10 protein-coding genes are annotated in these 8,754 nt (G+C 69.3%); 5 read left to right on the top strand and 5 right to left on the bottom strand.

Annotated features, from left to right (window positions below; all coding sequences use genetic code 11):
* Positions 1-151: 151 nt before the first annotated feature.
* Entirely contained in the window at positions 152-958 is an 807-nt protein-coding gene (locus AVR91_RS07855; RefSeq protein WP_063273326.1) for a helix-turn-helix domain-containing protein, read from the bottom strand.
* Positions 959-1,038: 80 nt separating this feature from the next.
* Between AVR91_RS07855 and AVR91_RS07850 the strand changes: the two genes are divergently transcribed.
* On the top strand, positions 1,039-1,440 hold the full coding sequence (locus AVR91_RS07850) for an SRPBCC family protein (RefSeq protein WP_063273325.1): 402 nt from the start codon (positions 1,039-1,041) through the stop codon (positions 1,438-1,440).
* Between the two features lie 28 nt (positions 1,441-1,468).
* On the opposite strand, the gene AVR91_RS07845 is transcribed toward AVR91_RS07850, so the two are convergent.
* A complete protein-coding gene (locus AVR91_RS07845; RefSeq protein ID WP_063273324.1) occupies positions 1,469-1,981 on the bottom strand; it encodes a hypothetical protein in 513 nt (170 codons plus the stop codon).
* Positions 1,974-2,288 (bottom strand): PadR family transcriptional regulator, encoded by a 315-nt coding sequence (locus AVR91_RS07840; protein ID WP_063823126.1) that lies wholly within the window; start codon positions 2,286-2,288, stop codon positions 1,974-1,976. The genes AVR91_RS07845 and AVR91_RS07840 overlap by 8 nt, the downstream gene beginning before the upstream one ends.
* A gap of 335 nt (positions 2,289-2,623) precedes the next feature.
* On the opposite strand from AVR91_RS07840, the gene AVR91_RS07835 reads away from it, so the two are divergent.
* From AVR91_RS07835 to AVR91_RS07825, 3 genes are read left to right on the top strand one after another with little or no spacing between them, the layout of a single operon-like run.
* Positions 2,624-3,964, top strand: a complete 1,341-nt coding sequence (locus AVR91_RS07835) for an MFS transporter (protein ID WP_228709150.1) — start codon at positions 2,624-2,626, stop codon at positions 3,962-3,964.
* Positions 3,961-5,106, top strand: coding sequence for an ROK family transcriptional regulator (locus tag AVR91_RS07830; protein WP_063273322.1), 1,146 nt, complete (start codon positions 3,961-3,963; stop codon positions 5,104-5,106). The genes AVR91_RS07835 and AVR91_RS07830 overlap by 4 nt, the downstream gene beginning before the upstream one ends.
* Positions 5,103-5,840, top strand: coding sequence for an SDR family NAD(P)-dependent oxidoreductase (locus tag AVR91_RS07825; protein ID WP_063273321.1), 738 nt, complete (start codon positions 5,103-5,105; stop codon positions 5,838-5,840). The genes AVR91_RS07830 and AVR91_RS07825 overlap by 4 nt, the downstream gene beginning before the upstream one ends.
* On the opposite strand, the gene AVR91_RS07820 is transcribed toward AVR91_RS07825, so the two are convergent.
* Positions 5,818-6,681: an aminoglycoside phosphotransferase family protein gene (locus AVR91_RS07820; protein WP_228709152.1), complete on the bottom strand. Its 864-nt coding sequence runs from the start codon at positions 6,679-6,681 to the stop codon at positions 5,818-5,820. The genes AVR91_RS07825 and AVR91_RS07820 overlap by 23 nt on opposite strands.
* Positions 6,682-6,855: 174 nt before the next feature.
* Here AVR91_RS07820 and AVR91_RS07815 point away from each other — a divergent pair, with 174 nt between their 5' ends.
* Positions 6,856-7,500 carry a lytic polysaccharide monooxygenase auxiliary activity family 9 protein gene (locus tag AVR91_RS07815; RefSeq protein WP_063273319.1) on the top strand — a complete coding sequence of 215 codons (645 nt, stop codon included), beginning with the start codon at positions 6,856-6,858 and terminating at the stop codon, positions 7,498-7,500.
* A 63-nt stretch (positions 7,501-7,563) separates the two neighbouring features.
* Here the strand turns inward: AVR91_RS07815 and AVR91_RS07810 are convergent, their stop codons facing one another.
* Positions 7,564-8,637: a family 43 glycosylhydrolase gene (locus AVR91_RS07810; RefSeq protein ID WP_063273318.1), complete on the bottom strand. Its 1,074-nt coding sequence runs from the start codon at positions 8,635-8,637 to the stop codon at positions 7,564-7,566.
* Positions 8,638-8,754 lie beyond the last annotated feature (117 nt).

Below are 8,754 nucleotides of genomic sequence, written 5' to 3'. Positions count from 1 at the left end.
TCCCCGTACACCTACTTGGCTGCCGTCCCCAGCACGCCGCCGGACTGGGGCGCGACCACTTCGCTCCTGCTCGTGTCGGGCGCGCTGATCGTGCTGGGCGTCCTCGGCTATCAGCGCAGAGACCTGAACACCTGACACGGCCTGGGAGTTCTCAGGTGAGCAGTCTGCGCAGGGCGGTCGGAGTGTGCCCCAGATGCTCGCGCATGGTCCGGCACAGGTGCGCCTGGTCGGCGAACCGGAGGTCGGCGGCGAGGGCGGCCAGGCTGGGCTCGCCCGCCTCCAGCCGGTCCAGCGCGTGGGCTACGCGGACGCGGTTTCGGTAGCGGGTCAGCGAAATTCCCAGTTCGCGGGTGAAGGCCCGGCTGAGCCGGTACGGCGAGACACCCAGCTGGGTGGCGAGGGGAACCAGGCCCGCCGTGGCGGGATGACCGTCTCCGATCAGGCGCCGTGCCTTGGCCACCAGCGTCCGGTCACCGGTGGCTGCCCGGTCGCCGTCCGGGACGGTCGTGGTCACGATCTGCCGGACGACCGTGGCCAGCAGACCGATCAGTCCTTCGGTCGCCGCGTGGTCGGTGTCGGCGGCACGGGTGGCGGCCAGGAGCCGCCGGTGGGCGAGGTCGAGCCGGCCGTCGACGTACAGCGACGAGCGCTCCAGTCGTGGTGCGTCGCCCGCCATCGTGCGCCAGAGCGCCGGTGTCAGGCTGATCGAGGTGCACGTGTCGCCGCCGTCAGGATGGGCGAAGTACTCCTCGTCGCCGGGCAGCCCGAGGTAGCCCACGGTGGGGTCGAGGTCCACGCGGACACCACGGACCCGCCTGCGGAACCCGCCGCGGCGCACGAACACGAGCCGCACGTCCTCGCGCGGCCGCTCAGCCGTCCAGCCGCGGTGATCGTCGCGGCAGTCCACCGCCGCGACCGCGAACTCCGGGCGGGCTGCGAGTTCGAGGAAGGAGAGCACACGCGGAGGCTAGGCCGAGGGTCCGACAGTTCCGCAAAGATCTTCAAGACCCGGGGACAGGTTCGGGGCAGCCTTGGGACATGGCGTCCATCAGCAACGAAATCATGGTCGAGTCCAGCGCCGAAGCGGTGTGGAAGGTGATCGGCGACTTCAGTACGGGGCCTTCGCGGATGGCACCGGGGTTCGTGGAAGACACCCGCATCGAGGACGGCTGCCGGGTCGTCACCTTCGCCGACGGCACGGTGGTCCGGGAGCGGTGCGTCTCCGTCGACCACGACAAACGCCGGATCGTCTACTCGGTGGTCGGCGGCACCGTCCGGCCGGACCACGACAACGCCTCCATGCAGGTCTTCGCCGACGGCGGACGACGGTGCCGGCTGGTGTGGGCCCGCGACGTCCTCCCCGACGCCTTGGCCGCACCGATGGCCGAGGCGATGTCGCAGGGCTTGAAGGTCATCAAGCGGACTCTCGACCGGGGCTGACTTCGGCGGGCCGCGAGACTTGCACCGCTCACGCGAATTCCCGTCCACCCTCGATTCGAGCACGATGTTTTGCGACGAATCTTTTTGCCTTGACGTAACGCTTCAATTCTTCCGCGGAGAACGGTTCGTCGGCGAACATGGTCATCTCTGATTTCGTGATCGGTTCGTCGGTCGAGATTTTTTTCGCTACGAATACCTGAAACCTGTCGACACCATATCGGTCGGTACTGGCCCAGCGTGGCCTGATTCCGCGTCGTCTTTCCAGATCTTCCACGACTCGCATGGCCCGCTTGAGGCGGTATTCGCCGAAGCGGCGGGGGAGGCCTTCCACTGCCACAGCGCCGAGCGCGTCAGCCACCCAGAAGGGGCGCTCGAGTCGTCTCACCGTGTAGAGCTCGGCTATGAGTTCGCGTCGGCGAGGGTCGTTCTTCGGGTAGAGCTTCACAAGAAGGCGTAACACGAATCCGGGGGCGAAACCGTAGATGGCCAGTGCGACCAGTAAGGTTTCCCAGGAGGCGACGGCTTCCAGTAGGTCAGTCATTGGCCCACCTCAAGCGATTTTTCCTGCTCGGGAAGGCGTTGTTCTTGGCCTGCTCCACGGCGGCTAGTTCGACCCGGCCCTTGTCGGTCAGCTCGTAGTATCTGCGCGGCGGTCGCTTCTCGGTGATGGTGTTCGGGTCTTCCCAGCCATCCGTCACCAAGCCGTCCCTCAGGAAACGGGTCAGCATCGGGTACAGCACGCCGGACGCCACGCCGGACGCCTTGCTCAGGGAATAGCCCCAGTGGCGCCCGTTGGGGTCCTCCAGGAACGCGGCCGCCACGTTGGCGAGCGCTCTCGTTCTCTTCACGGCACTTATCCTACATAGGTAGCCTGGCTAAGGCTACATAGGTAGTTCAAGGGGTTTGCGTCGTCCCTGACCTGCGCGTAGCGACCCAGGAGACCGGCAAGGAGATCATGGCCAACGAGGGGTCTTCGACGCGGGAGCGGTGACCGCCGTTCGATAAGCCACCCTTCGACCCGCCGCCCGAGGACGGCAACCACTCCGCCGCCTTCGGGCGCTTGCCCGATCGGCCTGACTCGGCAGGCCGATCGTCCCCGAAGCCGCCGGATACCGGCAGGGAAGGCGGACCCGCTCCTAATTTGGTGTTCGTCGCACAAAAAGCGGGGCGGGGAGGAATCCTGATGGTGTCAGCGATGGCGAGCCGGTCGACGATGTCGCCGAGACGGGCACGGTTCGTGCGGAACTGGACCGGCAGGTTGGTCGCGTTCGGCGAGTTCATCGACGGCTACGACCTGCTCGTCATCGGCGCCGCCGTCCTGTTCCTCAAGCCCTCCTTCCACCTCACCGCCGCCCAGGTCGGGCTCGTGACCGCGGCGGCGTTCGTGGGCACGGCGCTCGGCCTGGTGGTCTTCGGCGATCTGTCCGACCGGTTCGGCCGCCGGGTGATCTTCATGATCAACCTGGTGGTCTTCGTGGTGGCCTCCCTGGCCGCGGCGTTCGTGCAGGACGTGTGGCAACTGGTCGCGGCCAGGTTCGTGCTCGGTCTCGCGGTGGGGATGGACATCCCGACCTCCCACGCCTTCCTCACCGAGATCGCGCCCCGATCCCGCCGGGGCCGGATCGCGGGCAGCCTGCCGAACATGATGTGGCTGAGTGGCGCCATCACGTCGGTGTTGCTCGCGCTCGCGCTCCAGCCGCTGTTCGGTGACGAGACCTGGCGGTGGCTGTTCGGGCTGGCCGCGCTGCCCGCGGCCGCGGTCCTGGTGGCGAGGCAGTTCCTGCCGGAGTCGCCCCGGTGGCTGAGCGCGCGCGGCCGCGTGGAGGAGGCCCGGCGGATCTACGACGCGCTCGGGTTGGAACCGCCGAAACGGGAGGTGTCGGAGCGGCGGAGCTACCGGATGCTGGTGTCCGGCGGTGCGTGGCGGCGGCTGGCGACGGTCACGGCCTTCTTCGCCATCCAGGCCTTCGGTGGCGCGGTGGCGACGGTTGCCGGACCGTTGATCATCAGCAGCACCGGCATCGGGGTCTCCAACACGCTGTACTTCTCGCTGCTGGGTTTCGTGGTGGGGCTGATCGCCGTGGTGGCGGGTGCGGCGATCATCGACCGGGTCAACCGGCGCTGGCTGGGCGTGTGGACGTGCCTCGGGGTGTTCGCCGCCGGGCTCGGCATAGCTTTCACCGGTGACCGCGCCGGCGTCGGTCTGGTGGCCTTCTGGGTCGTGTACGCCATGTTGACCTGGTTCGGCCCGGGCGTGCTGTCCTGGGTGTGGAGCACCGAGGCGTTCCCCACCGCGTTGCGGGGCCTGGGATCCGGTATCGCGCAATGCGTGACCCGGCTCGCGATCGCGCTCAACGTGTTCCTGGCCCCCATGCTGGCGCAGAAGCACGGCATCGCGGTCGTCGCGTGGTACGCCTGCGCGTTCCTGGTGAGCGCGGTGATCGTGCTGGTGTCGCCCTGGCTGGCCACCACAGGTGTCGAGCTCGAGGAGACCAACAGCGTCGAGTCCGGGAAGCCGGAGTGAAGACGAACCAGCCCGGCCACACCGGAAGCCGGCCGCGTCAGGCCCGGCAGGCCAACACGGCCGCCGTGCTCCAGTTGCTCCTCCGGAGCGGTCCGCTGGCGCGAGCCGACATCGCGAAGGAACTGTCCCTCAACCACGGCAGCGTCAGCCGGATCATCGAGCCCCTGCTGTCCGCCGGTGTCGTCCGCGAACTCACCGGACGGTCCACCGTCGCCCGTGTCGGCAGGCCGCGGGTGCCGGTGGAGCTCGACTCGTCCAGCCGATACGCGGTCGGTGTGCACCTCGGCCTCGAACGGACCACGGTCGGGCTGACCGACCTGTCCGGGCACTGCGTCAAGACCTACGCCGAGAACCGCGATCCGGCGGACAGCGCCGCCACCCTGCGGCATGCCGCGGAACTGGCGGCCGGGATGGCGGACGCCGCGCCGGGACCGGTGCTGGGCCTCGGTGTCACCGCCGGTGGCGAAGTGGACCGGGCGACCGGCCGGGTCGTGCGCAACGACGTGCTGGGCTGGGCCGGCGTCCGGGTCGACGGCGTGTTGCGTGAGCGGACCGGGCTCGACGTCGTGGTGGACGGCAACGTGCCCGCCCTGCTGGGCGCCGAACTCACCTTCGGCGCGGGGCTCGGCAGGCACGACGTGTCGTATCTGTTCATCGGCAACGTCACGGAGACGGGATTCCTCGGCAGGCCGATGGGTGCGTGCTCGAACAGCATCGTTCAGGGCGACTTCGGCCGCCTCCTCGTACCCGAGCTCACCGGTGGCGGTCACGGGCGCTTCGGCGAGTGCGGGACGGACGTGGCGTTGCTCGCCGCCGCCCGGTCCGCCGGGGTCGCGGCGACCTCACTGGCGGAGCTGATCCGCCTGGCCGACAAGGATCCGGCCGCGGCCGGGCTTCTCGAGGCACGCAGCGCGCAGGTGGCCCTGGTGGCCGACACGGTGTACGACCTGATGCGGCCGGACCTGATCGTCCTCGGCGGCAGCGGCGCGCCGTCGGACCGCTGGCTCGGCGCGGTGCGCGATCGCGTCGAGACGGCTCCGCCCCGGGCGCTGATCCGGCCACTGGCTCGGGGCAATCCGTTGGTCGTCGCGGCGGCGGGACTCGTCGTGCGTGCCTTCTTCACCAGTGGGGAGTGGTCATGAGCGGTGTGGTGGTACTCGGCGGCGCGGGCGGCATCGGCTCGGCCGTGGTCCGTGCGCTTCGGGCGGAGGGACGGCCGGTGGCGGTGGTGGACATCGCGCCGAACCCACCGGAACACGACGGCGTGCCGTGGATCCGCGGTGACGCGACCGATCCGGCCGTGATCGGCGCCGCGTTCGACACCCTCGGCGACGTGACCGGTCTGGTGCATTGCCTGCTGAGCGAGTATCGCGCCCCCTTCCCCGAGCAGACGCCGGACGCGGTGCGCAAGGTGCTGGACATCGGCGCGGTGTCCGCGTTGGAACCGTTGCAGCAACTGGTCTCCCGTGCCGGGGGAAGGCCGTGCGCCGCGGTGCTGGTCAGTTCGATCCACGCGGGCCTCGCCTGGGGCGGACAGGCCCCGTACGCGATGGCCAAGGCCGCGTTGGAGGCGCTCGGCCGCGCGGCCGCCGTGGAACTCGGACCGCGCGGGTTGCGGTGCAACACCGTCCGGCCGGGGTTCGTCATGGTGCCGCGTAACGCGCATCGCTGGCGGGACGCGGGCACCCGCGAAGCGTTGACCGGGCTTCAGCCGTCCGGCGAACTCGCCGGGCCGGACGACGTCGCGAGCGTGATCGCCTTCCTTCTCGGCGATCAGGCCAGGTTCGTCTCCGGTGAGACCGTCACCGTGGACGGCGCGATGACCGCCGTGCTGCCCGAGCCGCCGCCGTCTTTCAACCGAAGAGGGCCTGGGTGATCTGGCGGGCGGTCTGCGCGGCGACGCGGGGGTTCACGGCGGCGTAGGAGACATAGGCGTTCAAACCGGTGGCCAAGGCCCAACCACGACCGCGGGTCCAGGTCGCGTCGTCGACGTCGAGCGCGGCGCGGAAGGTGGCTCGCGTTTCGGCTGACATGAGGGTGAAGGCGACGATCAGATCGCGAGCCGGATCACCGACGCCGAGCTCGCCGAAGTCGATGACGGCGCTGAGGCGTCCGTTGGTAGTCAACAGGTTGCCGGTGTGGAAATCGCCGTGGAACCAGACCGGGGGAGCGTCCCAGCCGGGGGCGGCGAGGGCGGTGTCCCACAGGTCGGTCATCGCTGCGGAGTCGAAGGCATCGCCGACTTTCGCGATGGCGGACCGCGTCGCCGGGTCCCGGGAGGCGAGCGGGCGGCCGGTGAGATCCCCGGTCGTTCCGGCGTCGATCCGGTGGAGTGCGGTCAGGAACCCGGCCAGCGCCACAGCGGCCTCGTGCGAGCCGGACAGGGCGTCCACGGTCGCCACCTCGCCGTCCAGCCATCGCGACACCGCCCATGGCCACGGATAGCCGAAGTCCGCTGCTCCCACTCCCACCAGTACGGGTACGGCCAGCGGCAGGTGCGGGGCCAGCCGGGGCAACCACTCGGCTTCCTTCTTCGCCTGCCCGATCGCGCCGTCGTGGCGAGGAAGCCGCACGGACAACTGCTCGCCCAGCCGGTAGATCACATGATCCGAGCCCGCCGGAGCGTACGGGAGCAACGGCAACCCGGCCCACTGCGGGAACTGCGTAGCGACCAGACGCCTCGCCAACGCGGCGTCGATCACCGGGGTGGTTTTCACGGTCAAGGGCAACTCCCGCCATCGATGGCGGCAGCGTTTCATGGCCTCTGCCTGGTGATCAACCGATTTGCCGAACTCGCGTGCCGGAGCACCTGCCCGACTTTCGGTCCTACACGCCGGTGTGCCGGACGCCTACCGTGGCATGGTCTAGACCTCTTATGAGAGGACTTCGCGATGAAGTTTTCCCGCTCCGCAGTGAAAGTCGTCGTATTGACCGCTGTCTTCGGCGCGGTTTCGGTGTTCACCGCCGTTCCGGCGCTCGCGCACGGCTCGATGGGCGATCCGATCAGCCGGATCATGCGCTGTTTCCAGGAAGGTCCGGAGAACCCGCGGTCCGCCGCGTGCAAGGCCGCCATCGCGGTGGGTGACAGCTGGCCGATTTACGACTGGGACGAGGTCAACATCGGTGACGCCGGCGGCCGTAGCCGCGAGATCATCCCGGACGGCAAGCTGTGCAGCGCCGGCCGGGACAAGTACAAGGGGCTCGATCTGCCCCGTGCCGACTGGCCGGCGACCACGATGCCGGGCAGCGGGCCGTACACCTTGCGGTATCAGCTGACCGCCCCGCACGCGGGCACGTTCGAGCTGTATGTCACCAAGCCGGGTTACGACCCGACGAAACCGCTCAAGTGGTCCGATCTGGAAGACACCCCGTTCTACAAGCAGGACAACCCGCCGATCGCCGGCAATGCCTACCCGCTGCGGGCGAACCTGCCCGGCGGGCGCACCGGCAGGCATTTGATCTACTCGATCTGGCAACGCCACTGGCCCGATTCCGGCGAGGCCTTCTACTCCTGCTCGGACGTGATCCTCACCTGAAAATCCGTGGCCCGGCCGGCAAAGGTGTCGGAGACCGATGCCGGCCGGGCTGGGATCAGGACCCTAACTGAGGTAGAAGCCGCCGTCGTTGCGGAGGACCACCGCGACGATCGGGAACCGCCTGGTGCCGTTCCACCAGTGGTACACCGCGTGGTACTGGCCGTTGGCCGCCTGGAAGAAGTCCATTCCGCCCGGGCCGGGGTGGTTGCCGGGCAGGCCGCGGTAGGGGTTGAGGCCGCCGGTGCCGGTGTACCCGAAGTACGGCCGCTCGGCCCCGTTCTGCCGCGGCGTGCAGCGCGTCGACGGGATCGGGCCGGTGCCGCACCTGGCGATGCCGGTCGCGTACCGCACGCTGTCCCAGTTGTTGCCGGAGTAGGCCAGATACCAGTAACCGTCGGCGGATTTGAACATCGACGGGTTCTCGACCACGTGGGTGCCGCCGCTCATCCGGGTGGTCTCCCAGCCGATGTCGGTGCTCTTCAACGCGTCCCGCCGGGTATCCCAGTCGGCCATGCCGTTGGCATGGGTGCGCACGATCGAGATGCCGGTTTCCGGGTACGAGGTGATCGCGTCGTCCCGGTAGGCGACGTACATGGCGCCGCCCGCGACGTACGGGTTCGCGTCGATGGCCCAGCGGCCGTTGCCCGGGCACGCCCACTCGACGGGGTTGGTGAACGGTCCTCGTGCACTGCCCGAGACGGCGCGGCCGAGGCACTTCTGGCCGGAGCCCCGCCTGGACGCGGTGTAGTACATGAAGTAGGTGTCGCCGAAGCGGACGACGCCGGGCGCCCAGACATTGCCCTCCGCCCAGCTACCCGGCCCGTTGGGCAGTGCGTCGGCCGACGCGCAGGTGCCCACGCCGACGGTGTTGCCGGAGCCGTGCACGAGCACCGGCACGAACAGTTTGCCGGTCGCGCCGCACCGGGCGCCGACACCTTCGCCGACTGTGGTGCCGTAAGTGACGTACTTGCCGTCCTTCGCCTGAACGGTGTCCGGGTCGGCGAGGGGGAACGTCGACTCGGCGGCCGTGGTGGAAACACCGTCGGCCGCACTGGCCGGGTTGACGGCCACGAGGGCGGCCGCGGCGGTCGTGGCGAGCACGCCCGCCACGAGTAATCTGGTCGTCCACTTGCGCATGCTGAATCCCTTACTGGGCAAGGAGAGTGGTGTCGGTCAGCGGGAGCACGCGGCCACCCACGATCGAGGCGGCGCCGGGGTGACCAGCGGCTCTCCTCGGTTACTTGTGGACGGACA

Source organism: Amycolatopsis keratiniphila subsp. keratiniphila (assembly GCF_001620365.2).
In the GTDB taxonomy this organism is placed as follows: Bacteria; Actinomycetota; Actinomycetes; order Mycobacteriales; family Pseudonocardiaceae; genus Amycolatopsis; species Amycolatopsis keratiniphila.
Note: the sequence above shows the minus strand (reverse complement) of the source record. Positions and strands in the feature narration are given on the sequence as shown.